30 protein-coding genes and 1 tRNA gene are annotated in these 22082 nt (G+C 70.8%); 7 read left to right on the plus strand and 24 right to left on the minus strand.

Annotated elements, in window-relative coordinates; all coding sequences use genetic code 11:
* Window positions 1-35 precede the first annotated feature (35 nt).
* The 20 genes from ACLV7J_RS11965 to rplC form a co-directional block, all read right to left on the minus strand.
* The gene (locus tag ACLV7J_RS11965; protein ID WP_411869315.1) at window positions 36-596 is read right to left on the minus strand and encodes an adenylate kinase; all 561 of its coding nucleotides are present in this window, start codon (window positions 594-596) and stop codon (window positions 36-38) included.
* 106 nt (window positions 597-702) lie between these two features.
* Complete coding sequence (gene secY, locus ACLV7J_RS11970) at window positions 703-2022, minus strand: preprotein translocase subunit SecY (protein WP_255126228.1); 1320 nt, start codon at window positions 2020-2022, stop codon at window positions 703-705.
* A gap of 121 nt (window positions 2023-2143) precedes the next feature.
* Complete coding sequence (gene rplO / locus ACLV7J_RS11975; RefSeq protein WP_411869316.1) at window positions 2144-2596, minus strand: 50S ribosomal protein L15; 453 nt, start codon at window positions 2594-2596, stop codon at window positions 2144-2146.
* Between the two features lie 8 nt (window positions 2597-2604).
* On the minus strand, window positions 2605-3255 hold the full coding sequence (rpsE, locus tag ACLV7J_RS11980) for a 30S ribosomal protein S5 (RefSeq protein WP_411869317.1): 651 nt from the start codon (window positions 3253-3255) through the stop codon (window positions 2605-2607).
* Window positions 3256-3269: 14 nt separating this feature from the next.
* Complete coding sequence (rplR, locus tag ACLV7J_RS11985; RefSeq protein ID WP_094589734.1) at window positions 3270-3635, minus strand: 50S ribosomal protein L18; 366 nt, start codon at window positions 3633-3635, stop codon at window positions 3270-3272.
* 32 nt (window positions 3636-3667) lie between these two features.
* Window positions 3668-4207, minus strand: coding sequence for a 50S ribosomal protein L6 (gene rplF / locus ACLV7J_RS11990; protein ID WP_094589732.1), 540 nt, complete (start codon window positions 4205-4207; stop codon window positions 3668-3670).
* A gap of 15 nt (window positions 4208-4222) precedes the next feature.
* Window positions 4223-4624 carry a 30S ribosomal protein S8 gene (rpsH, locus tag ACLV7J_RS11995; protein ID WP_094589730.1) on the minus strand — a complete coding sequence of 134 codons (402 nt, stop codon included), beginning with the start codon at window positions 4622-4624 and terminating at the stop codon, window positions 4223-4225.
* A gap of 19 nt (window positions 4625-4643) precedes the next feature.
* Window positions 4644-5183 carry a 50S ribosomal protein L5 gene (rplE, locus tag ACLV7J_RS12000; protein ID WP_094589728.1) on the minus strand — a complete coding sequence of 180 codons (540 nt, stop codon included), beginning with the start codon at window positions 5181-5183 and terminating at the stop codon, window positions 4644-4646.
* 109 nt (window positions 5184-5292) lie between these two features.
* Entirely contained in the window at window positions 5293-5649 is a 357-nt protein-coding gene (gene rplX / locus ACLV7J_RS12005; RefSeq protein WP_411869318.1) for a 50S ribosomal protein L24, read from the minus strand.
* 1 nt (window position 5650) lies between these two features.
* Window positions 5651-6016: a 50S ribosomal protein L14 gene (gene rplN, locus ACLV7J_RS12010; RefSeq protein ID WP_094589724.1), complete on the minus strand. Its 366-nt coding sequence runs from the start codon at window positions 6014-6016 to the stop codon at window positions 5651-5653.
* A 12-nt stretch (window positions 6017-6028) separates the two neighbouring features.
* Window positions 6029-6280, minus strand: a complete 252-nt coding sequence (gene rpsQ / locus ACLV7J_RS12015) for a 30S ribosomal protein S17 (protein WP_255126235.1) — start codon at window positions 6278-6280, stop codon at window positions 6029-6031.
* Window positions 6281-6297: 17 nt separating this feature from the next.
* Window positions 6298-6507 (minus strand): 50S ribosomal protein L29, encoded by a 210-nt coding sequence (gene rpmC / locus ACLV7J_RS12020; protein ID WP_094589720.1) that lies wholly within the window; start codon window positions 6505-6507, stop codon window positions 6298-6300.
* Between the two features lie 2 nt (window positions 6508-6509).
* Complete coding sequence (gene rplP, locus ACLV7J_RS12025) at window positions 6510-6968, minus strand: 50S ribosomal protein L16 (protein ID WP_411869319.1); 459 nt, start codon at window positions 6966-6968, stop codon at window positions 6510-6512.
* A 16-nt stretch (window positions 6969-6984) separates the two neighbouring features.
* Window positions 6985-7713, minus strand: a complete 729-nt coding sequence (gene rpsC, locus ACLV7J_RS12030) for a 30S ribosomal protein S3 (protein WP_094589716.1) — start codon at window positions 7711-7713, stop codon at window positions 6985-6987.
* Window positions 7714-7731: 18 nt separating this feature from the next.
* Window positions 7732-8085, minus strand: coding sequence for a 50S ribosomal protein L22 (gene rplV / locus ACLV7J_RS12035; protein ID WP_094589714.1), 354 nt, complete (start codon window positions 8083-8085; stop codon window positions 7732-7734).
* A 4-nt stretch (window positions 8086-8089) separates the two neighbouring features.
* Entirely contained in the window at window positions 8090-8365 is a 276-nt protein-coding gene (gene rpsS / locus ACLV7J_RS12040) for a 30S ribosomal protein S19 (protein ID WP_094589712.1), read from the minus strand.
* A gap of 35 nt (window positions 8366-8400) precedes the next feature.
* Window positions 8401-9264, minus strand: coding sequence for a 50S ribosomal protein L2 (gene rplB, locus ACLV7J_RS12045; protein WP_255126239.1), 864 nt, complete (start codon window positions 9262-9264; stop codon window positions 8401-8403).
* A gap of 15 nt (window positions 9265-9279) precedes the next feature.
* Window positions 9280-9582 carry a 50S ribosomal protein L23 gene (locus ACLV7J_RS12050; protein ID WP_094589708.1) on the minus strand — a complete coding sequence of 101 codons (303 nt, stop codon included), beginning with the start codon at window positions 9580-9582 and terminating at the stop codon, window positions 9280-9282.
* Window positions 9575-10210: a 50S ribosomal protein L4 gene (gene rplD / locus ACLV7J_RS12055; RefSeq protein WP_411869320.1), complete on the minus strand. Its 636-nt coding sequence runs from the start codon at window positions 10208-10210 to the stop codon at window positions 9575-9577. Before rplD ends, ACLV7J_RS12050 begins: the two co-directional genes overlap by 8 nt.
* 11 nt (window positions 10211-10221) lie before the next feature.
* Window positions 10222-10869 (minus strand): 50S ribosomal protein L3, encoded by a 648-nt coding sequence (rplC, locus tag ACLV7J_RS12060; protein ID WP_094589704.1) that lies wholly within the window; start codon window positions 10867-10869, stop codon window positions 10222-10224.
* 508 nt (window positions 10870-11377) lie between these two features.
* On the opposite strand from rplC, the gene ACLV7J_RS12065 reads away from it, so the two are divergent.
* The 6 genes from ACLV7J_RS12065 (at window position 11378) to recA (ending at window position 17308) form a co-directional block, all read left to right on the plus strand.
* The gene (locus ACLV7J_RS12065; RefSeq protein ID WP_411869321.1) at window positions 11378-11836 is read left to right on the plus strand and encodes an NAD(P)H-quinone oxidoreductase subunit N; all 459 of its coding nucleotides are present in this window, start codon (window positions 11378-11380) and stop codon (window positions 11834-11836) included.
* Between the two features lie 31 nt (window positions 11837-11867).
* Complete coding sequence (locus ACLV7J_RS12070) at window positions 11868-12956, plus strand: LdpA C-terminal domain-containing domain (RefSeq protein ID WP_411869370.1); 1089 nt, start codon at window positions 11868-11870, stop codon at window positions 12954-12956.
* Window positions 12957-13064: 108 nt separating this feature from the next.
* Complete coding sequence (locus ACLV7J_RS12075) at window positions 13065-14792, plus strand: AAA family ATPase (RefSeq protein ID WP_411869371.1); 1728 nt, start codon at window positions 13065-13067, stop codon at window positions 14790-14792.
* A 223-nt stretch (window positions 14793-15015) separates the two neighbouring features.
* Window positions 15016-15087: transfer RNA gene (locus ACLV7J_RS12080), tRNA-Gln, on the plus strand.
* Window positions 15088-15104: 17 nt separating this feature from the next.
* Window positions 15105-15908 carry an HAD family hydrolase gene (locus tag ACLV7J_RS12085; protein WP_411869322.1) on the plus strand — a complete coding sequence of 268 codons (804 nt, stop codon included), beginning with the start codon at window positions 15105-15107 and terminating at the stop codon, window positions 15906-15908.
* Between the two features lie 215 nt (window positions 15909-16123).
* Window positions 16124-17308 (plus strand): recombinase RecA, encoded by a 1185-nt coding sequence (gene recA, locus ACLV7J_RS12090; RefSeq protein WP_411869323.1) that lies wholly within the window; start codon window positions 16124-16126, stop codon window positions 17306-17308.
* A gap of 3 nt (window positions 17309-17311) precedes the next feature.
* Here the strand turns inward: recA and ACLV7J_RS12095 are convergent, their stop codons facing one another.
* The 3 genes from ACLV7J_RS12095 to ACLV7J_RS12105 form a co-directional block, all read right to left on the minus strand.
* Complete coding sequence (locus ACLV7J_RS12095; protein ID WP_411869324.1) at window positions 17312-17656, minus strand: DUF1815 family protein; 345 nt, start codon at window positions 17654-17656, stop codon at window positions 17312-17314.
* A gap of 78 nt (window positions 17657-17734) precedes the next feature.
* Window positions 17735-17980 (minus strand): DUF2839 domain-containing protein, encoded by a 246-nt coding sequence (locus ACLV7J_RS12100; protein WP_411869325.1) that lies wholly within the window; start codon window positions 17978-17980, stop codon window positions 17735-17737.
* Window positions 17981-18031: 51 nt separating this feature from the next.
* Window positions 18032-19459, minus strand: coding sequence for a helicase (locus ACLV7J_RS12105; RefSeq protein ID WP_411869326.1), 1428 nt, complete (start codon window positions 19457-19459; stop codon window positions 18032-18034).
* 42 nt (window positions 19460-19501) lie between these two features.
* On the opposite strand from ACLV7J_RS12105, the gene ACLV7J_RS12110 reads away from it, so the two are divergent.
* Window positions 19502-20470 (plus strand): prephenate/arogenate dehydrogenase, encoded by a 969-nt coding sequence (locus tag ACLV7J_RS12110; protein WP_411869327.1) that lies wholly within the window; start codon window positions 19502-19504, stop codon window positions 20468-20470.
* On the opposite strand, the gene crtD is transcribed toward ACLV7J_RS12110, so the two are convergent.
* Window positions 20433-22079, minus strand: coding sequence for a C-3',4' desaturase CrtD (gene crtD / locus ACLV7J_RS12115; protein ID WP_411869328.1), 1647 nt, complete (start codon window positions 22077-22079; stop codon window positions 20433-20435). The genes ACLV7J_RS12110 and crtD overlap by 38 nt on opposite strands.
* Window positions 22080-22082 lie beyond the last annotated feature (3 nt).

Here is a 22082-nt window from a genome sequence, read left to right on the forward strand (position 1 = left end):
TTATCACACAGGTCAATCGCGATGGTCCCGGCGGCTCAGGCGAGCAGGGCCGCGATCCGGGTCTCGATCGCCTCCACGGTGCCGGCGGCCTCCACGGCCTGGAGCAGCTGGCGCTCGCGGTAGTAGGCGATCAGGGGCGCGGTCTGCTCGCGGTACACCTCCAGACGGTGGCGGATCACCGCCTCGTTGTCGTCGGCGCGGCCGCGGGAGAGCAGGCGCTCGATCAGCACCGCATCGTCCAGCTCCATCAGCACCACCAGCTCGATCGGCTGGCCCAGATCGTCGAGCAGCTGGCCGAGGGCCTCGGCCTGGGCCAGGTTGCGCGGGAAGCCGTCGAGCAGCCAGCCGCCGCCACCGGCCGCCTGCTGCTGCTCGAGGCGGCTGCGCACGATCGCCAGCACCAGGGCATCGCTCACCAGCTCACCGCGGGCCATCACGGCCTCCGCCTCCTGGCCGAGGGCACTGCCGGCCTGGACCTCGGCCCGCAGCAGATCGCCGGTGGAGAGGTGCAGCAGGCCGCGGGCGGCCGCGAGGCGCTGGGCCTGGGTGCCCTTGCCGGCGCCGGGGGGGCCGAGGAAGAGAAGGCGTTGCGTCATGGCGCGATAGGGGAGACGGATCGGGGGAAGAAAGGAAGTCGGGACATGGGCACGCCGGAGGGGTTCGCCACGGCCCGGCCCAAGGGCCAGGCCCGGAGGCGACGCCTCACTGGCGCACCATGCCCTCGTAGCGCTGGGAGATCACGTAGGTCTGCACCTGCTTGGCGGTGTCGATCGCCACGCCCACCAGGATCAGCAGCGAGGTGGCGCCCAGGCCCTGGAACGTCTTGACCTGGGTGGCCGACTCCACCGCCGAGGGGATGATCGCCACGGCGCCGAGGAACAGGGAGCCCAAGAGCGTCAGCCGGTTCTGCACGCTGGAGAGGTAGAGGGCCGTAGCGGAGCCGGGCCGCACGCCGGGCACCGCCACGCCGGTGCGCTTGAGGTTGGTGGCGATGTCGATCGGGTTGACCGTGAGCGAGGCGTAGAAGAACGAGAAGCCCACGATCAGGGCGAAATACACCAGCGCGTAGACCCAGGGGGTGCTGCTGTTGGGGCTGAGGTAGCCGGCCAGCTTGATCAGCCAGGGGGCATTCGCCATGTTGGCGATCGTGAGCGGCAGGAACACCACCGCCGAGGCGAAGATGATCGGCATCACGCCGCCGGCATTGAGCTTGAGCGGCAGGTAGCTCTGGCGCGCCGCCAGCAGGTTGGCGCCGCCCACCTGGCGCTTGGCGCTCACGATCGGGATGCGGCGGTTGCCCTCCTGCACAAAGATGATGCCCACGATCGTGACCAGGAACACCAGCACCAGCACCACGATTCCGCCCACCGTGCTGCGGTCACCGCTCTGGGCCAGCTCGATGGTGGAGCCCAGGGCCCGGGGCAGGGTGGCCACGATGTTCAGGAAGATCACCAGCGAGGCGCCCTGGCCGATGCCGCGCTCGGTGATCACCTCACTGATCCACATCACCACCATCGAGCCCGTCACCAGGGCCACGGCGGTCTGGATCACGAACACGAGATCCGGCGTGCCGGCGGTGGCGTAGGGCCGCAGGATCAGGGCGAACACCACGCTCTGGAGGATGCCCCAGCCGAGGGCCACGTAGCGGGTGTACTGGGCGATCTTGCGGCGGCCGGCCTCCCCCTCGTTCTTCTGCAGATCCTCCAGCTGGGGGATGGCGGAGGTGAGCAGCTGCAGGATGATCGAGGCGTTGATGAACGGCAGGATCCCCAGGCCGAACACCCCCAGGGTGGAGATGCCGCCGCCGGTGAAGATGTCCAGAAAGCCGATCAGCTGGCCGCCGCGGGCGATGAAGTCCTGGAAGGCGACCCGATCGATGCCGGGCACGGGGATGTAGATCCCCAGGCGCACCAGCAGCAGCAGGCCCAGGGTGGTCAGCACGCGATCGCGCAGGCCCTTGGCCTGGATCAGCTGGCTGAGGATTTCTCCGGCACTGGGGTTGCGACCCCGGCTGACGAGCATGGCGAAGAGGGGCGGTGGAGGGGAGAAAGCGGAACAAAAAAGCCGCCTGCAGGGCCCATGGCACTGTCAGACGGCTCTGACCCTAAGGGGTCTGAAGAACGGGAGAGATCGGGCCGATGGCTCAGATCTCTTCGACGCTGCCGCCGGCGGCCTCGATCTTGGCGCGGGCGCTGGCGGTGAAGGCGGCAGCCTGGACCGTGAGTTTCACGGACAGCTCACCGTTGCCGAGCACCTTGAGGGGGTGCTTGGGGCTGGTGACGAGGCCCTCTTTGACCAGGGTGTCGATGTTGACGGTGCTGCCGGCCTTGAGGTCGGCGAGCTTGCCCACATTGATCACCGTGTAGTTGGTCGGGTTGATCAGGGTGAAGTGCTTGAGCTTCGGCACCCGGCGGTAGAGGGGCATCTGGCCGCCCTCGAAGCCCGGACGGGTGGGACGACCCGAGCGGGACTTCTGGCCGCGCATGCCGAAACCGCAGCTGGCACCCTGGCCGGCGGCGATGCCGCGGCCCTTGCGGAGCTTGCGGCGACGGGCCCCCTTCTGGGGGGCGAGGGACTGGAGATTGAGCGACGTCATGGCGGGCCTCAGGAGTAGATCTGCTCGAGGGAGATGCCCCGCTCCTTGGCGGTCTCCTTGTGGGTGCGCAGGCCGTTGAGGGCATCCACGGCGGCCCGGGCGTTGTTGAGGGGGGTCTTGGAACCCAGGCGCTTGGCCAGCACGTTCTTGATGCCGGCGAGCTCCAGCACCGTGCGGATCGAACCACCGGCGATCACACCCGTACCGGGGGCGGCCGGACGGATCAGCACGCTGGCGGCGCCGTCCCGGCCGTTGCCGAGGGTGGGGATCGAAGAGTGGCGGGTGAGGGGCACCTTCACCAGGTGCTTCTTGCCATCGGCCACGCCCTTGCGGACGGCGCCGATCACATCGCCGGCCTTGCCGACACCCACGCCCACCTGGCCCTTCTCGTTACCGACGACGACGATGGCCCGGAAGCTCATCTTCTTGCCGCCCTTCACGGTCTTGGAGACCCGGCGGATCTGCACCACGCGCTCCTGCCATTCGGAGTCGCGCTCCTGACCGCGACGGTTGTCGCGGCCTCGACCGCCCTTGCGGTCACCACCCCCCCTGCCGTCACCGCGGCCACCACGGCGCTCCTGCTGGCCTTCGGCCGCGGCGGGAACGTCGGAGGCGGCGGGCACCGCGTTGGACTGAACTTGATCGTTGGTTTCCGTCATGGTGAGAGCAGGGATCAGAACTGAAGGCCCGCTTCCCGGGCGGCATCAGCCAGGGCCTTGACCCGGCCGTGGTACAGGTTGCCGCCGCGATCGAAGACCACCTGCTGGATGCCCTTGGCAAGGGCCCGCTTGGCGACCAGCTGACCAACAGCGACGGAGGCGTCGGAGTTGGAGCCGAGCGTGAGGCTGGTGCGGAGCTCCTTGTCGACGGTCGAGGCGGAACACAGGGTGTTCTGGGCCGCGTCGTCGATGACCTGGGCGTAGATGTGATTGTTGGAGCGGAACACGGCAAGCCGCGGACGAACCGCGGTGCCGGCCAGATGGCGACGCAGGCGGCGGTGCCGCTTCTGGGTCTGCTGCTTGCGAGTAAGGGACGACATGGGAGTACTGGGTAACGACGCTCAGGCAGACCTCATTTCTTACCGGTCTTACCGGCCTTGCGCAGGATGCGTTCGCCCTCGTACTTGATGCCCTTGCCCTTGTAGGGCTCAGGCGGACGGATTGCGCGCACCTTGGCGGCTTCGTTGCCCACAACTTCCTTGTCGGCACCGGACACCAGCACGGTGGTGTTGCCGTCGACGGCGAAGCTGACACCCGCGGGGGGATCCAGCTCCACCTGATGGCTGTAGCCGGCGCTCACCACCAGCTTCTTGCCCTGGACGGCGGCGCGGTAGCCCACGCCGACGATCTCGAGCTTGCGGGTGAAGCCGTTGCTGACGCCCTCGACCATGTTGGCCACGAGGGTGCGGCAGAGGCCGTGGCGCTCCCGGGAGCGGCGGCTGCCGTTAACGGGGCTCACCACCAGGGTGTTGCCGTCCTGGGCGATGGCGACGCCATCGGGGAGGGTGCGGCTCAATTCCCCCTTGGGCCCCTTCACGGTCACGTCGAGGCCGTTGAGGCTGACGGTGACCGCGTTGGGGACGGGAATCGGCGCTTTACCAATACGAGACATGGGTTGACCTCCCTATCAGTAGACGTAGCAGAGCACTTCGCCGCCGACGCCCTGCTTGCGGGCATCGCGGTCGCTCATCACACCCTTGGAGGTGGAGATGATGGCCACGCCGAGGCCGCCAAGAACCTTGGGCAGCTGGCGGGTGTTCTTGTAGATCCGCAGGCCGGGCTTGCTGACGCGCTGCACGGTGCGGATGGTGGGCTGGCGGTGCTTGCCGCTGTACTTCAGCTCGAGCACGAGGTGCTTGAGCACGCCCTCACCTTCTTCGGTGATGTCGGCGATGAAGCCCTCCTGCTGCAGCACGTTGGCGATGCTGCGGACGATGCGGGAGGCCGGCACCTTGGTGGTCTGGTGACGCTTCTCACTCGCATTGCGGATGCGGGTGAGCAGGTCGGAAATCGGGTCGTGATTAGCCATGGTCGGATCCGAAGAGGGCTCAGTTGCTCTGGAACGGCATTCCCATCTCGCGCAGGAGGGCGCGGCCCTCTTCGTCGTTACGGGCGGTGGTCACGATGGTGATGTCCATGCCCCGGATGGCATCGATCTTGTCGAAGGAGATCTCGGGGAAGATGATCTGCTCCCGGATACCCAGGGTGTAGTTCCCCCGGCCGTCGAAGCTCTTGGCACTCACGCCGCGGAAGTCGCGGATGCGGGGCAGGGCGAGGTGGATGAGACGTTCGAGGAAGGCGTACATCCGATCACCGCGGAGGGTGACGGCCACACCGATCGGCATGCCCTGACGGATCTTGAAGCCGGCGATGGCCTTCTTGGCGCGGGTCACCACGACCTTCTGGCCGGTGATGGTGGCCAGCTCCACGATCGAGGCCTCGAGGGCCTTGGCGTTCTGGGCGGCTTCACCGAGGCCCCGGTTGACGGTGACTTTCACCACCTTGGGGACTTCGTGGATGTTCGAGAGGTTGAGATCCTTGAGCAGCTTGGGCTGGATCTTCTCCCGATAGTTCTGTTTGAGGGACATGACGGGGGGAAGGGGTTGCGCTTCTGGGCGTTGTCAGAAGGCGGACAGGGACAGACAGAAAGAAAGGCGGGTGTAGCGGAGACCGATCAGGGGCCTGGAATGAGGAAACTCAGTCCAGGATCTCGCCGGTCTTCTTGAGGCGGCGCTTCTTGGTGCCGTCCTTCTCCACCACGATCTCCACGCGGCTGGCCACCTTCTTGTCGGTGGAGTACAGCTGCACGTTGGAGGCGTGCACGGAGGCTTCCTCGGTCACGATGCGACCGGATTCGCCCTCCTGGGTGGGCTTGACGTGGCGGGTGCGCAGGTTGATGCCCTGCACGACCACGCGGTTCTCGTAGGGAAGGGTGCGCAGGACCTCACCGGTCTTGCCCTTGTCCTTGCCGGCGATCACCTGGACGGTGTCGCCCTTCTTGATGCGCATCTTGATGCGCACCTGGGCCTTAGCCTTGGGGGTGGCAGTCGCCATCTCAGATCACCTCCGGAGCGAGGGACACGATCTTGGTGAAGTTGCGCTCGCGCAGTTCGCGGGCGACGGGACCGAAGACGCGGGTGCCCTTGGGGTTGTTGTCGTTGCCCAGGATCACGGCGGCGTTGTCGTCAAACCGGATCGAGTTGCCGGTGTCGCGGCGCAGGGTGGCCTTGGTGCGCACCACCACGGCCTTGACCACGTCCGACTTCTTGACGCCCATGTTGGGCATGGCGTCCTTGACGGCGGCCACGATCACGTCGCCCACGTGGGCATAGCGACGGTTGGTGCCCAGCACACGGATGCACTGGATCCGCTTGGCGCCGCTGTTGTCAGCGACGGTGAGGAAAGTTTCCTGTTGAATCATCGGGAGTCTTCCTCAGCTGGCGCTGGTGTTGGTGAGAACCTCGGCCACGGCCCAACGCTTGGTGCGGCTGAGGGGACGGGTTTCGGTGATACGAACCCGGTCACCCACCTTGCAGGCGTTGGCCTCATCGTGGGCCTTGTAGCGGGTGGTGCGGCTCACCGTCTTCTGATAGATGGGATGGGGGAAGCGGTTTTCCACCGCCACCACCACCGTTTTGTCCATCTTGTCGCTGACGACGGTGCCGACCCTTTCCTTGAGTGCCATGACTGGTATGGGGGGAATCAGGAAGCGGCGGAGCGCTGGCGCTCGGATTGCACCGTCAGCAGCTGGGCCAGCTTGATGCGGGCGGCCTTGAAGCGGTGCGGGGTCTCGAGACGGCGGGTGGCCTGCTCGAAACGCAGGGTGAACAGTTCGCGGCGGGTGCCGTCGATCTGGGCGGTGATCTCCTCGCCGGAGAGCTTGCGCAGTTCGGCGATGTCGGGACGTGCCATGGTCAGGACTCCACGGTGGCGACTTCTGCGACCTGGGCGGCCTCTTGGTCAGCCAGGCTCAGAAACTTGGTCTTGAGGGGCAGTTTGTACTGCGCCAGGCGCATGGCCTCTTTGGCGATTTCGGGGGTGATGTCGGCACCACCCATCTCAAAGAGGATGCGACCGGGCTTGATCACCGCCACCCAGAACTCCGGGTTGCCCTTACCGGAACCCATCCGGGTTTCGGCGGGGCGCATGGTGACCGGCTTGTCGGGGAAGATCCGGATCCAGATCTTGCCGCCCCGCTTGACATGGCGGGTCATGGCACGACGGCAGGCCTCGATCTGGCGGGAGGTGATCCACCCGCACTCCTGGGCCTGGAGCGCGAAGTCACCGAAGGCAATGGTGTTGCCTCGGGTGGCGATGCCGCGCATGCGGCCGCGCTGCTGCTTGCGGAATTTGACGCGTCTGGGACTCAGCATGGTTCAGGCCTCCTGATCACTCTTCGTTCGAACGGTCTTCGAACTGTTGGGGCCGCCGGCTGGTGCGGCGCTTGGGTGCCGCACCCACGGGCACCTTGTCCTGTTGACCAGGAAGGACTTCCCCCTTGAACACCCACACCTTGATCCCCAGCACCCCGTAGGTGGTGGAGGCGACCTTGGTGGCGTAGTCGATGTCGGCGCGGAGGGTGTGCAGGGGCACACGGCCTTCGCGGGTCCACTCGGTCCGGGCGATCTCGGCGCCGTTGAGGCGGCCGCTCACCTGGATCTTCAGGCCCAGGACGCCGGCGCGCTGGGCGCGCTGGACGGTCATGCGCAGCACGCGGCGGAAGGCCACGCGCTTCTCCAGCTGCTGGGCGATGTACTCGGCCAGCAGGTAGGCGTCGGCGTCGACGCGCTCCACTTCGACCACGTTGATGCGCACCTGACGGCTGGCATCCCCGACGGTCTTCTGAATGCCGGCGCGCAGTTCCTCAATGCCGCTGCCCTGACGGCCCACGAGCACGCCCGGACGAGCGGTCTTGAGCTCGACCTCGAGCTGGTCGGCCTTGCGGGCGATCAGCACATCGCTGATGCCGGCGGCGCCGTACTTCTTGTGGATGAACTTGCGGATCCGGTCGTCCTCCTGAAGGAGGGTCGGATAGGTCTTGCTGGGGGCGTACCAGCGGGACCGGTGCTCCTGGGTGATCCCCAGGCGCAGGCCGGTTGGATGGATCTTGTGTCCCATCGTTCGGTGTCCTCGGGATCAGGCGGAAGGAGCCACAGCAATGCTGATGTGGCAGGTTTTTTTCTGAATCGCGTAGGCGCGACCCTGGGCGCGGGGGCGGAAGCGCTTCAGCACGGGACCCATATCGGCCGTGGCCGCAGAGATCACGAGATTGGCGGGATCCAGGCCCAGGTTGTTCTCGGCATTGGCCACCGCGGAGCGAAGCACCTTGGTGATCGGGCCGGTGGAGCGGTAGGGCATGAACTCGAGCATGATCAGCGCGTCGCGATAGGAGCGACCGCGGATCTGATCGAGCACCCGGCGCACCTTGGACACGGAGCCACGGATGTAGCGGCCATGGGCCTGGGCCGTTTGGTTGGAGCTGTTAGCCATGTCCTCAGCGGCCTCCTTTCTTGTCCTTGATGTGGCCCCGGAAGTTGCGGGTGGGCGCAAATTCCCCGAGCTTGTGACCCACCATCTGCTCGGTCACGTAGACGGGCACATGGGCCTTGCCGTTGTGCACGGCAATGGTGTGTCCGATCATCATCGGCAGGATGGTGGATGCCCGTGACCAGGTCTTGATCACGGACTTGTCGTCGGCAGCGTTCTGCTTCTCAACCTTGCGGAGCAGGCTGTCGGCAACAAACGGGCCTTTTTTGAGTGAACGTCCCATGGCGGTTTAAGCGGAAAGCAAAGCGGTGTGGTTCATCAGGAATCGCGTCCGCCACGGCTCCGCTTGGAGGTGCGGCGACGTTTCCGGAGCACAAACCGATTGCTGGGTTTGTTCCGCTTGCGGGTCTTGAGGCCAAGGGCCGGCTTGCCCCAGGGGGTGACAGGGCCGGAGCGGCCGATCGGCGCGCGACCCTCGCCACCACCGTGGGGGTGGTCGCAGGGGTTCATCACCGAGCCGCGCACCTGGGGACGGCGACCGAGCCAGCGGCGACGGCCGGCCTTGCCGAGGCTGGTGTTGCGGACTTCGGCGTTGCCCACTTCGCCGAGGGTGGCGTAGCACTCACGGCGCACCAGGCGAACCTCGGTGGAGGGCAGCTTGAGGGCGACGTAGTCGCCTTCCTTGGCCATCACCTGGGCGCTGGCGCCGGCGGTGCGCACCATCTGGCCGCCACGACCGGCGTACAGCTCCACGTTGTGGACGCTGGAGCCGAGGGGGATGGCGGAGAGGGGCAGGGCGTTGCCGTTCTCGATCGGGGACTCGGGACCCGAGACCACGGTGGAGCCGACGGCCACCCCGGCCGGAGCCAGGATGTAGCGCTTCTCGCCGTCGGCGTAGAAGAGCAGCGCCAGACGGGCGTTGCGGTGCGGGTCGTAGTGGATGGCGGCCACCTTGGCCACCACCCCGTGCTTGTCGCGACGGAAGTCGACGAGGCGATAGAGGCGCTTGTGGCCACCGCCGCGGTGGCGGCAGGTGATCACGCCGCGGTTGTTGCGGCCCTTGCGCTGGTGCTTGGCCACCACCAGGCCGCGCTCGCGGCCCCGGCCGGTGACTTCGGCGTAGTCGCTGGCGACCCGGGTGCGGGTGCCAGGCGTAATCGGGCGGTACTTACGGATTCCCATGTCGGTTCAGACCCCTCAGGACTCAGGGAACAGCTGGATGGCACTGCCATCGGCAAGGCGCACCACCGCCTTCTTCACCTGGGCGCGCTTGCCGGCGAAACGGCCCACACGCCGGGTGCGGCGCGGGGGGTTCATGGTGCTGATCCCGACGACCTTCACATCGAACAGCTGTTCGACGGCGGCCTTGATGTCGGGCTTGGCAGCCCGGTGGTCCACCTCAAAGGTGTACTGGTTCTGCTCGAGGGCGCGGGTGGCCTTCTCGGTGATCAGCGGCCGACGGATCACATCCGCGAGCCGACCTGCAAAACGTTCAGCCATCGCCGTAGACCTCCTGAATCTTCGCGAGTGCTTCCTCGCTCACCACCAGGGCGTTGGCGTGGAGCAGATCGAACACGTTGAGCTGATCAGCGGCGATCAGCTTCACCTTTTCGAGGTTGCGCACCGAGCGGCGCACCACCTCGCTGGGGGCATCCAGCACCACCAGCACCTTGGAGCCTGCGGCGATGCCGAGACGGCCGAGGGCGGCGGTGATTTCCTTGGTCTTGGGGGTGTCCAGGCCAGCGGCGAAACCCTTCACCACGGTGATGTCCGCAGCGCGGCTCACCAGGGCGGTGCGCAGGGCGAGGCGCCGCTCCTTGCGGTTCATCCCCAGGTTGTAGGAGCGGGGCTTGGGCCCGAAGACCACACCGCCACCGGGACGCAGCGGGGTGCGGATCGAACCCTGGCGGGCGCGACCGGTGCCCTTCTGCTTGTAGGGCTTGCGGCCGCCACCGGCCACTTCAGCGCGGGTGAGGGTGCTGGCGGTGCCCTGACGGGCATGGGCCAGCTGGCGCACCACGGCGCGATGCACGAGGTCCTTGGCGGAGCTCTCCTTGGCGACCTTCAGGTCGAGGCTGGCGGAACCCGCCTCCTTGCCTTGCCAGTCGCGAACGACGATGGTTGTCATCTCTGTCCTCCTCAGTTCGCGGCCTTGGCGCCCACCCGCTTGGCGGGGAGGATGTTCAGCAGGGTGCCCGGCTTGCCGGGAACCGAGCCCTTCACCACCAGCAGATTGCGCTCGGTGTCCACCTTCAGGATCACCAGCCCGCGGGTGGTGATCTGCTTGCCGCCGTAGCGGCCTGCCATGCGCTTGCCGGGGTAGACGCGGCCGGGGGTGGTGCCGGCGCCGATCGAACCGGGCTCGCGGTGGTTCTTCGAACCGTGGGTCATGGGGCCGCGGCTGAAGCCGTGGCGCTTCTGCAGGCCGGAGAAACCGCGACCGATGGTGTCGCCGCTCACATCGACTTTCTGGCCCGCCTCAAAGGCGGCCACGGTGACATCGCTGCCGAGTTCCAGGCCGTCGACGCTGTCGACGCGGTACTCCTTCAGGTGACGCAGGGGCTCGCTGCCGGACTTGGCCAGGTGACCCTTGGCCGGCTTGTTGACGAGCTTCTCGCGAATGTCACCGAAGCCCAGCTGAACGGCGGTGTAGCCGTCGGTGCTGTCGGTTTTGAGTTGGGTGATGCGGCAGGGACCCGCCTCGATCACGGTGACCGGGATGGATCTGCCTTCGTCGTCGAAGAACTGGGACATACCCAGTTTCTTCCCAAGAATGCCGATGGACATAGGAAGGGGAACAACGCCAGCAGGACCACCACTGCCCTCTGCAACTGCAGCCAGCAATGGTGTGGGCTGAATTCGGCGCTCGCGGACTGACCCGGCGGGGCGTGGCGCTCAGGCGAGCGCGGCAGCAGAAACCGGGGGAGCTAGCGGCATCGCAGACAGCAGGCTGGGACTTGCTCGACCGGACCAGGCAATCCCCGAGGGGACCGGATTGATCTGCAGGGGAGGCCTCGCCGAAGCGGTTGTCCCGAGGTCAGTCCTGGCGCGTGAAGCAGTTTCCCGGCGGTGACTCCTGAACCGATCCCGAAGGAGGGCTTGGGAGGCCGCACTGGCCGGGGAAGGTCGCCACCACTGGCGACCTGGTGCAGTGCGCTGGAGGCCCGGCTAGCGGACGGGCACAGTTGCAGTTGCACAAGCGACGATGCTACCGCATCGCCCCACGGCCTTCCCCTGGGCCGAACCAAAGACCGGGGCCTAACTGCCAGACTGGTCGGAGCGCTCTGCTGCCCGCATGCCCCTGCTGCTCACCGGTCGCGGATTCCGCCAGGAACTGGAGCAGGCCGGAGCCCTGGCCCTCTATGCGCCCCTGGAGGGTGGCAGCGAGACCCGGCTCCTGCGCCGGCTGCGGGCCGCAGGCTACCGGGCCCAGATGACCTCAGCCCGGGGCCTGGGCGATCCGGAGGCCTTCCTGCTGCAGCTCCACGGCGTGCGGCCGCCCCACCTGGGCCACCAGAGCGTGGGCCGGGGCGCAGCGGTGGGCGAGGTGCACATGGCCGCGCCCCAGCTGGGGGCCCTGCTGGAGGGCGACGCCCCAATCCTGCTGTGGCTGCTTGAGGGCCAGGTGCTCTCCACGGCCGAGCTGGCGACCCTGGTGAACCTGACGCGGCGCGAGCCGCGGCTGAAGATCGTGGTGGAGATGGGCGGCGCCCGGGCCCTGCGCTGGCAGCCCCTGCAGCAGCTGGTGGGCTAAGGCCTTGGGCGCCGCCACGGCTGGTCCGCCCCTGGCGGCCCCGCTCCCAGCTGACGCCCAGGACTCCCCCGAGCAGGCCCTGGCCACGGGCCGCTGGGTGAAGCTGATCTGCGGCGCCGGCAACCAGGACCTGGCCGCCATCGAGGACCTCTGCGCCATCTACGCCCTGGCGGGGGTCCACTGCATCGACGTGGCGGCCGACCGGGCGGTAGTCGCCGCGGCGCGCCGCGGCCTGGCCTGGGCGGCCGAGCAGGCCGCTGGCCGGGAGGCCCCGCGGCCCTGGCTGATGGTGAGCCTCAGCGACGGCGAGGACCCCCACTTCCGCAAGGCCCGCTTCGATCCCGGGCTCTGCCCGCCCGACTGCCCGCGCCCCTGCCAGCGGGTCTGTCCCGCCCTGGCCATCGGCGCCGCCGGCGGGGTGATCGCCGAGCGCTGCTACGGCTGCGGCCGCTGCCTGCCGGCCTGCCCGCTCGGGCTGATCGGCGAGGAGCACCAGATCCTGGCGGCCGAGGCGGTGGCGCCGCTGCTGGCCGAGCTGCGCCCCGACGCCGTGGAGCTGCACACCCAGCCCGGCCGCCTGGCGCCCTTTGCCCGGCGCCTGGAGCAGGTGCGCGCCAGCGGCGTGCCCCTGCGGCGCCTGGCGGTGAGCTGCGGCCTGGAGCGGGGGGCCGTGGGCCCTGAGGCGAGCCGACCCCCGGCGCCCCTCACGCCCCGGCAGCTGGCCACCGAGCTGTGGCAGCGCTTCGCCCTGGTGCGGGCCGCCGGACTGCGGCCCCTCTGGCAGCTGGATGGTCGGCCGATGAGCGGCGATGTGGGGGCGGGCACCGCCCGGGCGGCGGTGGCCCTGCTGGCGGAGTTGCAGGCCTGGGCGCCCCCCGGCCCCCTGCAGCTGGCGGGGGGCACCAACGACCGCAGCCTGGCCCTGCTGCCGCCCGGCAACCGGGCCGCCGGGGTGGCCTTCGGCAGCGTGGCCCGCCGCCAGCTCCAGCCGTTGCTGCAGCAGGCGGAGGCCGCCGGCCGGCCGCTGCGGGAGCTGCCGGAGCTGCGGCGGCAGGCCCTGGGACTGGCCCGGGGGCTGGTGGAGCCGTGGCGGCAGCGCGGGCGCAACGCCGCTGGCTAGAACGCAGGTCCGGCAGAGCATCCGCCCGTGACGGCCTCCCCCGCGCCCAGCGGCGCAGCCCCCATCCCGGTATCCCCGCCTGCGGCGGGGGCCGTCCCCAGCGGGCCGATCGCGCCCCAGCGGGTCACCGACGACCTGGACCGGCTGCTGGAGGTGCTCCCGGCCGCCGTGCAGCAGGCCCTGGCGCCGGCCGAAGCCCGCGACCAGCTGCTGGAGGTGGTGCTGGACCTGGGCCGGGTTCCCGAGGCCCGTTACCCCGGCCGGGCCGTGGCCCTGGGGAACGCGGTGGTGACCCGCGGCGATCTGGCGGCCGTGGTGGAGCAACTGGGGGCCTTCGGCGGCGACAACCGGGCGGGCATCGAGCGCACCCTGCACCGCATCAGCGCCATCCGTAACCGCAGCGGCGACGTGGTGGGCCTCACCTGCCGGGTGGGCCGCGCCGTGTTCGGCACCGTGGCGATGGTGCGCGACCTGCTGGACACGGGCCAGTCGCTGCTGCTGATGGGGCGCCCCGGCGTGGGCAAGACCACCGCCCTGCGCGAGATCGCCCGGGTGCTGGCCGACGAGCTGGGCAAGCGGGTGGTGGTGATCGACACCAGCAACGAGATCGCCGGCGACGGCGACATCCCCCACCCCGCCATCGGGCGGGCCCGACGCATGCAGGTGGCGCGGCCGGAGCTGCAGCACCAGGTGATGATCGAGGCGGTGGAGAACCACATGCCGGAGGTCATCGTGATCGATGAGATCGGCACCGAGCTCGAGGCCCAGGCGGCCCGCACCATCGCCGAGCGCGGCGTGATGCTGGTGGCCACGGCCCACGGCAACGAACTGGCCAACCTGGTCAAGAACCCCACCCTCAGCGACCTGGTGGGAGGCATCGAATCGGTGACCCTGGGCGACGAGGAGGCCCGCCGCCGCCGCACCCAGAAAACGGTGCTGGAGCGGGCCGCCGAGCCCACCTTTCCCCTGGCGGTGGAGATGCACAGCCGCAGCCGCTGGCTGGTGCACCGCGACGTGGCCCGCACCGTGGATCTGCTGCTGCGGGGGCAGCTGCCCCGGCCCCAGGTGCGGGAGCTCGATGGCGACGGCCAGCTGCGGCTCCAGGAGTCGCCGACGCCACTGCCCCTGACGAGGCCCGGGGGCGAGGAGGAGCGGATGCCGGCGCGACGGCCCCGCCCCGTGGCCCTGGCCCCGGTGCCGCTGCCGGATCCGAGCGCTCCCGCCCGGCAGCGGGGCCGAACGGGGTCACCGGCCGGCCCATCGGGGCGGGGGGCTGACGGGGCGCCCGACGCGGCAACAACCGGGCTGGCGGACGGGGACGAGCCAGCCGGGAGCAGGCCCCAGCTGCCCCTGCGGCTCTATGCCGCCGGCGTCAGCCCCCAGCTGGTGGAGCAGGCCGTGCGCAGCCGCCGCCTGCCGGTGCAGCAGGTGGAGGCGGTGGCGGAGGCCGATGCGGTGCTGAGCGTGCGCCAGCAGCTGGGCCGGGACCCGGCGGTGCGCCAGCAGGCCCAGGCCCACGGGGTGCCGATCCTGGTGATCAAGGCCGACACCCTGCCCCAGATCCAGCGGGGCCTGGAGCGGCTGCTGAGCCGCCACGGCGCCCTGGCCCCGGACGCCCCCACGCCCGCCGGCCAGCAGGACGACGCCCTGGCGGCCCTGGAGGAATGCCGCCTGGCCGTGGAGCAGCTGGTGCTGCCCCAGGGGCGTCCGGTGGAACTGCTGCCCCGCAGCGCCCGGGTGCGGGAGCTGCAGGCCGAACTGGCGGCCCGCTACCGGCTGGGCTCGGCGGTGTTCGGCAGCGGCGGCCAGCAGCGGCTGCGGATCTTTCCGGCCTGAGGGCCCGGCGGCGGGTGCAGCGCGGACCGGCCGACAGGACGCCGGGATTCAGGGGGCCGAGATTGACGAAGGTCCCCCCGCTATGGGTAACTATCTGGGTGCTCAGGACTCCCTGGGTACTCCGGGCTGCGGCGCCAATGCCGTCGCAACCAGCCTGACTGGATCGACCTCCGTTGACCAAGCCAGGCCGATTGATCCCAGATCAATCGAAGCCCGAAGACATTGGGCCGTCGCCAAGTGGTAAGGCAGCGGGTTTTGGTCCCGCCATTCCTAGGTTCGAATCCTAGCGGCCCAGTTCAAATCGTCTCCGCCGTGCACCCCAGCCCCCTGCTGGTGTTCGACTTCGACGGCGTGCTCGTCGACGGCATGGCCGAGTACTGGTGGAGCGCCCGCCGTGCCGCCCTGGCCCTGCGGCCGGAGGTCCACCTGCCTGAGCTGGCACCCGCCGGCTTCCGGCTGCTGCGGCCCCTGATCCACAAGGGCTGGGAGATGGTGCTGTGCGCCCTGGAACTGGGCCGGTCCGACCTCGATCTGGCCGCCTTCCTGGCGGACTACGACGGCCACACCGCGGCGGCCCTGGCGCGCTGGCAGCTGGAGCCCGCCCAGCTGCAGGGAAGCCTGGAGGCCGTCCGCCACGCCGCCCTGCGGGACGACCGCGACGGCTGGCTGGCCCTGCACCGGCCCTACCCCGGCGTACCGGAGCGCCTGCGGCGCCTGGAGGCCGAGGGCAGCCCCTGGCTGGTGCTCACCACCAAGGGCGAGGCCTTTGCCCGGGAGCTGCTGGCCGCCGCCGGGCTGAAGCCCCTGGCGGTCTACGGCCACGAGCGGGGCAGCAAGCCGGAGGTGCTGCTGCAGCTGGGCCGGGAGCAACCCCTGGGTCAGCCAGCGCCGGGGCAGGAACCGCCGCCGGCCCGGGAGCCGCTGCGGCCGCTGTGGTTCGTGGAAGACCGCCGTCCCACCCTGGAGCGGGTGCGGGCCACCGACGGGCTGGCCGGGGTGCGCTGCTTTCTGGTGTCGTGGGGCTACCTGGGGCCGGGCGACCAGCAGAACCTGCCCCCGGGCATCCAGCTGCTGGAGCCGCAGCAGTTCGCCGCCCCCCTGGCGCAGTGGCCCTGACGCGCTAGCGTACGTCTGTACTAGAGCGCTGCCATCCACCTGGGCCGGGGCCCCGCGGACCCCGCCGGCACCCGCGGCGCTCCAGCTTCGGACGCCACCCGTGGAACGGAAGCCGGTTTCGGTGGCACTGGTTCCTGCGAGGTCGCAGGATGGCCCCCATCTCCAGCCCAGCCTCCCCCCAGCCCCGCGGCCCACTCCATCGCTGATTCGCAGACATGCCTGCCGACGACAAGACCCCCGACCTCAAGGCCGCCCGCATCCCCGCCACGGGCGGCAGCAGCGCCGCCAGCGCCGCCGCCGATGCGCGGGCCGCGGCTGAACGGGACAAGGCCCTGGGCCTGGTGCTCAACCAGATCGAGCGCAACTTCGGCAAGGGCTCGATCATGCGCCTGGGGGATGCCTCGCGCATGCGGATCGAGACGACCCCCACCGGCGCCCTGACCCTGGACCTGGCCCTGGGCGGCGGCTATCCCAAGGGCCGCGTGGTGGAGATCTACGGCCCGGAGAGCTCCGGCAAGACCACCCTCACCCTGCACGCCATCGCCGAGGTGCAGCGCCGCGGCGGCGTGGCGGCCTTCGTGGATGCGGAACACGCCCTCGATCCTGTCTACGCCGCGGCCCTGGGGGTCGACATCGCCAACCTGCTGGTGTCCCAGCCGGACACCGGTGAGATGGCCCTGGAGATCGTGGACCAGCTGGTGCGCTCCGCCGCCGTGGACATCGTGGTGGTGGACTCGGTGGCCGCCCTCACCCCCCGCGCCGAGATCGAAGGGGAGATGGGCGATCTGGCGGTGGGCAGCCAGGCCCGCCTGATGAGCCAGGCCATGCGCAAGATCACCGGCAACATCGGCAAATCCGGCTGCACCGTGATCTTCCTGAACCAGCTGCGCCAGAAGATCGGCGTCACCTACGGCAACCCGGAAACCACCACCGGCGGCAACGCGCTGACGTTCTACGCCTCGGTGCGCCTGGATATCCGCCGCATCCAGACCCTCAAGCGCGGCACCGAGGAATTCGGGATCCGGGCCAAGGTGAAGGTGGCCAAGAACAAGGTGGCACCGCCCTTCCGCATCGCCGAATTCGACATCCTGTTCGGCCGCGGCATCAGCACCCTGGGCTGCCTGCTCGACCTGGCCGAAGAGCACGGTGTGGTGGTGCGCAAGGGCGCCTGGTACAGCTACGAGGGCGACAACATCGGCCAGGGGCGCGACAACACGATCACCTGGCTGGAGCAGAACCCCGCCCAGAAGGACGCGATCGAGGTGAAGGTGCGCCAGAAGCTCAGCGAGGGCAACGAATCGCTGCGCCCGGTGGCCACTGCGGCCGCCAAGCTCGCCGCCGGAACCACCGCGTCAACCGACGACGTGGCCGAGGCCGCCCTGCCGGCGGCCGCCGGCTGAGCCCTAGGCGGGCGCCATGGCAGCCGTGCGCGTCGGCGTCTGGCCGGCGCTCACGGCATCGGCGACGCGCTGCAGTTCCTGGATCGCCTCGGCACCCTCGAACTTGACCAGTTCATGGCCATGGCGGGATTCGACCCAGCTGATGCCGTAGTCGGACACGAGGAAGCGCACCATGTGGCCATCCCCCAGATCGGCCACGAAGGAGGCGCCCTGGCCGTCGCGGCCATCACCGCAGACGTAGCAGGTGGCCGCCAGGCCCTGGGCCTGCAGCCCCTCGGCGAGGGCCTGCAGGCTCATGACCAGGTCTTCAACGACCGAGCGGTAGTGCTCGGCGAGACGCGCAAACATGGCGCCCAGACAAAGAGTTCGCCCAGCCTAAAGGTTTTCTTCCGTTTGTTGCGAGTCGTCATGGACGGAGGCGGGGCCTCAGCCGTCCGCCAGGGTCCACCAGCCCAGGGCCGGCCCCAGGAAGCGCACGGTGATCCAGAACAGCACCAGGGCGCCGATGCCGATCCAGGCGCCCTTGGTGGTGACCTGCACGAACTGCTCACCCTGCTTCTGGGTGAGGGGCAGCCAGGGGGCGATGCGCGGCGAGGTGTCCTTCGGCTTGGTGGCCTTGGGTCTGGGGCGGGGCGGAGCCCCGGTTTCGGCACGGCGTTTGGCTTCTCCCATGACCCCTGGATCCTGCGCGCTGCAGGCTAGAGGGCCAGGCCATCGCCAGCCTCAGCTGGGCAGCAGGCGCTGCAGCGCCACCCAGGGCTCGAGGGCCTGGAGCACCTGGCGGCCCCAGCCGCGGCGACGCAGGCGTCCATCCAGCACCGCCAGCCGGCCGCCGCTGCGCCGCAGGCCCGCCACCGCCCGCTGCAGCCGCCCCAGGGCCTCCGGCAACAGCAACTCCCGGAACCAGTCGCGCCCCTGGAGCCGCAGGGCCTGAACGCGGGCCGCCGTGAGCGGATCCTCCAGGCTGGCGATCGGCAGGGTGGCCGCCACCAGCTGACAGGGCAGAGGCAGTCGGCCCTGGTGCTCCAGCCACCAGCTCCAGCTGCAGCACAGCACCCCATTGGCCTCGGGGGCGGTGGTCTCATGGCCCACGCGGCTGCCGAACTCGGCCGCCAGGCCGCTGGCCAGGCCGCGGCGCAGGCCCTCATCGTCGAGCAGCACCACGGTGAGGCCGGCCTGGCCCAGCACCAGCCGCCGCGACTGCTCGAGCAGATGGCTGGCGTAGTGGGGGGCATTGGGCAGGGCCTGGCCCTGGGGGGCGAACAGGGGCAGGGGATCCTGCAGTGGTGGATCGGCCAGCCGGACCTCCACCTGGGGCCGGAAGCCAAGGCCGCTGCCCTCGACCACCTGGCCCAGCAGCACCACGCCCCGCTGCTCCCACAGACCGGCCATGGCCGCCAGGGGCTCCAGGGGCTGGCGCAGCCACTGCCACTGCAGCAGCACCGGATCGACCTGGGCCCAGCTGGCCCAGCCGTCGCCGGCGGCCGCCAGCCACTGGGGCCAGGGGTCCGGCAGGGGCGTGAGCAGGCCGAGCAACTGGCGCAGGGGCGCCTCCTCCTCGGGAGCGATCGCCACCTGCTGCAGGGGTCCGCAGGGGCGCGCCAGGATCCGCCGGCTCAGCCGTTCGTGGAGCGCCAGCAGGCTGGCGGCGGCGGCGGGCAGGCTGCGGCGCAGGGCCTCCCAGTCGCCGGAATCGAGGCTGACGCCCAGGGCCCGGCGCAGCTGGGGCTCCAGGGCTTCGGCCTCGGGCACCACCAGCTGCCGGTCCGCCAGCAGCCCCTGGCGCCAGGCCGCCACCAGATCCGCGTGCTGGAGCAGCCAGAGCCGATCCGGCGGCGGGGCCGTCGGCCCCTCCCAGCAGGGCAGCTGCAGGCCGGCCGCCTGCAGGCGCGGCAGCTCCACCTGCAGCAGCCGCTGCCGCAGCTCCGGGGTGACCACCAGGGCCAGCGGCACCTCCGCCAGGGCCAGGGGCACCAGCAGGCCCAGCAGCCAGCTGGGGTCGGAGCCGGGGGCCAGCCGCACCAGGGTCTGGTCGCCGCGGCGCAGGCTGCGGGCCACCAGCCGGCTGAGGGTGAGGTGGTGGGGCCAGCGGGGTTCCCCCTCCAGGCGGAGGAGCGCCTTGAGCTGCGCGTGGGCCCGGGCTTCCAGCATCGGGGAATCGTAGGAAGCTGGCTCCAGCCGACTGTGCGGGGGATGACCAGTCCAGGGATACCGGCGGCGCCAGGGCCCGCAGGCGCCTCACCGGCGCCCACCGTCGCGGCGGCCGCCACCGGCGATGCGACCACAGCAGCCGCCAGCAGCGACGGGAGCCAGCCGTGGCGGCTGGGCCCCGTGGGGATCGTGGGCCTCGGCCTGATCGGCGGCTCCCTGGGGCTGGACCTGCGCCGGCGCGGCATCCGCGTGCAGGCCCTGGTGCACCGGAGCGCCACGGCGGAGCGGGCCCGGGCGCGGCAGCTGGCCGATGCGGTGGACACCGACGCGGCCGTGCTGCAGGGCTGCGGCCTGGTGGTGCTGGCCCTGCCGCTGGACCGGCTGCTGGATCCCCCCGCCGAGCTGCTGGCCGCCCTCCCCGCCGGGGCGGTGGTGACGGACGTGGGGTCGGTGAAGGAGCCGGTGCTGCGGCGCTGGCGCGCACGGGAGCGCTTCGTGGCCAGCCACCCGATGGCGGGGACCGCCGAGGCCGGGGTGGAGGCGGGAATCCCGGGACTGTTCCAGGAGCGCCCCTGGGTGGCCACACCCGAGGCGGGAACCGATCCCGGCGCTCTGGCGGCGGTGCGCCAGCTGGCCGACACCGTGGGGGCCCGCTGGCTCACCTGCGAGGCCGGCGCCCACGACCGCAGCGTGGCCCTGATCTCCCACCTGCCGGTGCTGCTGGGGGCCGCCCTGATCGAGGCCGCCGACGCCGGCGGGGCCGAGGCGGGCGCCGGGGCGCTGGTGCGGGCCCTGGCCTCCAGCGGCTTCGCCGACACCAGCCGGGTGGGCGGCGGCAACCCGGAGCTGGGCACGCTGATGGCCCGCTGCAACCGGGAGGCGCTGCTGGCGGCCCTGGGCCACTACCGCCGCGAGCTCGATCAGCTCGAAACCCTGGTGGAGGGCCACGACTGGGAGGGCCTGCAGCGGGCCCTCAGCCGCAGCCAGGCCCTGCGGCCGGAGTTTCTCTGAGCACCAGCTCCCGGCCGCGGCCGGCCAGCAGCTGGCGGCAGGCCATCAGCGCCGAGAGGCTCACCCCGGCGGTGCCCTCGCCCGGATAGATGGCATCGCCGCAGAGCCACAGGCCGGGCAAGGGCGTGCGGCTGGCCAGGCCGAAGGGGCCGAAGCGGCCGGGGTGCTGCCCCAGGCCGCCCACGAAGCCGAAGGGGCGACCGGTCCAGCCGGCCCAGCCCCGGGGCGTGGCCAGCTCGGCGTGGAGCCAGTGGTGGGACTCCAGCCCCAGCAGCCGCTGCAGCCCGGCCTGGATTCCGGCCAGGGCGGCCGCCTTGCGCCGCTGGTAGTCCGGCTCCGCCAGGCCGAACCAGGGCCGGGCCGCCGTGAACACGCTGGCGATCACCGTGGCCTGCCCCGCCGGCGCCCGGCCGTCACCCTCGGCGCTGAGGGACACGAACAGGTTGCCCGGATCGTCCCACTCCAGCTGGGCATGCAGGCCGGCGTCGGCGGGCAGAGCCTGGCGGGGCACCGCCCCATAGAGCACCAGGGCGCCGGAGGGATCGCCGAAGCCGTTGAGGCGCCGGCCATAGGCCGGCGGCAGCTGCTCCCCCAGCAGCGACGGCAGCGCCTGGGGCGGCAGCGTGCACACCACCTCCGCGGCCTCCAGCGCAAAGGGTCGCCGGGCCGGGCCCTCGCCCGTGACCCGCCAGCCGCCCCCGGTCAACCGCTCCAGCCCCGTGACGCGGTGCCGCAGCCGCAGCCCGCCGCCCGCCGCGGCCAGAGCCCGTTCCAGATCGTCGCTGAGCACCTGCATCGAGCCCTGCAGGTGCCAGAGGCCCAGCGGCGCCTGGGCCATGGCCAGCACCGTGGCGCCGTAGAGGGCGGCGGTGCGGTCGGCCGGCTCCTGGGAGTAGAGCTTCAGCTGGAGATCGAGGAAGCGGCGCAGGCGCCCATCGCCGCCGCAGCCCGTGAGCCGCTGCAGATCCGCCACGGTCGCGGTGGTGAACAGGCCGCTGGCCAGGGTGGCGGGGCGCAGGGCCGCCAGCAGCCGGGCCAGGTCCCAGGGGGTGCGGGGCGGCAGCACCGGATCGCGGGCGGCGAAGGCCCAGTTGCTGCGGTGCAGGGCGGCGCAGAGGTCCCAGAAGCGGCCGCTGCCGGGGAACTGGCGCAGGCGCTCCTGCTGCCAGCGCTGCGGATCCCGCCAGAGCTGGATCGGCTCCGCCTCCCCCGCCAGCCGCACGCTGCAGCCCGGATCGAGGGCACTGGCCGGCGGCAGCGGCAGCCCGAAGTGGCGGCAGAGCCGCCAGTGGATGCCGCCCGGCTCCAGGCCCGCCACCTGGGTGGCGCCCACGTCGAAGCGGTAGGGACCGCGGCGGAAGCTGCCGGCGCAGCCGCCGCTCTGGCTGTGGGCCTCCAGCAGCACCACCTGCAGACCCTCCCGGGCCAGCAGGGCCGCCGCCGTGAGGCCGGCGATGCCGGCGCCGATCACGATCACCTCAGGCCGATCAGCGTGGCGGTCGGAGCTGGCGATGGCGCTGCGCTCGAGAGGGCGATCGGCGTCGCGTTCGCCGGGGCAGTTGGAATCCGGCGCGGCAGGCAACGGCCAATGGGGAACGGCAGGCGGCATGCT

The organism is Vulcanococcus limneticus LL (genome assembly GCF_943369875.1).
Taxonomy (GTDB): domain Bacteria; phylum Cyanobacteriota; class Cyanobacteriia; order PCC-6307; family Cyanobiaceae; genus Vulcanococcus; species Vulcanococcus limneticus_A.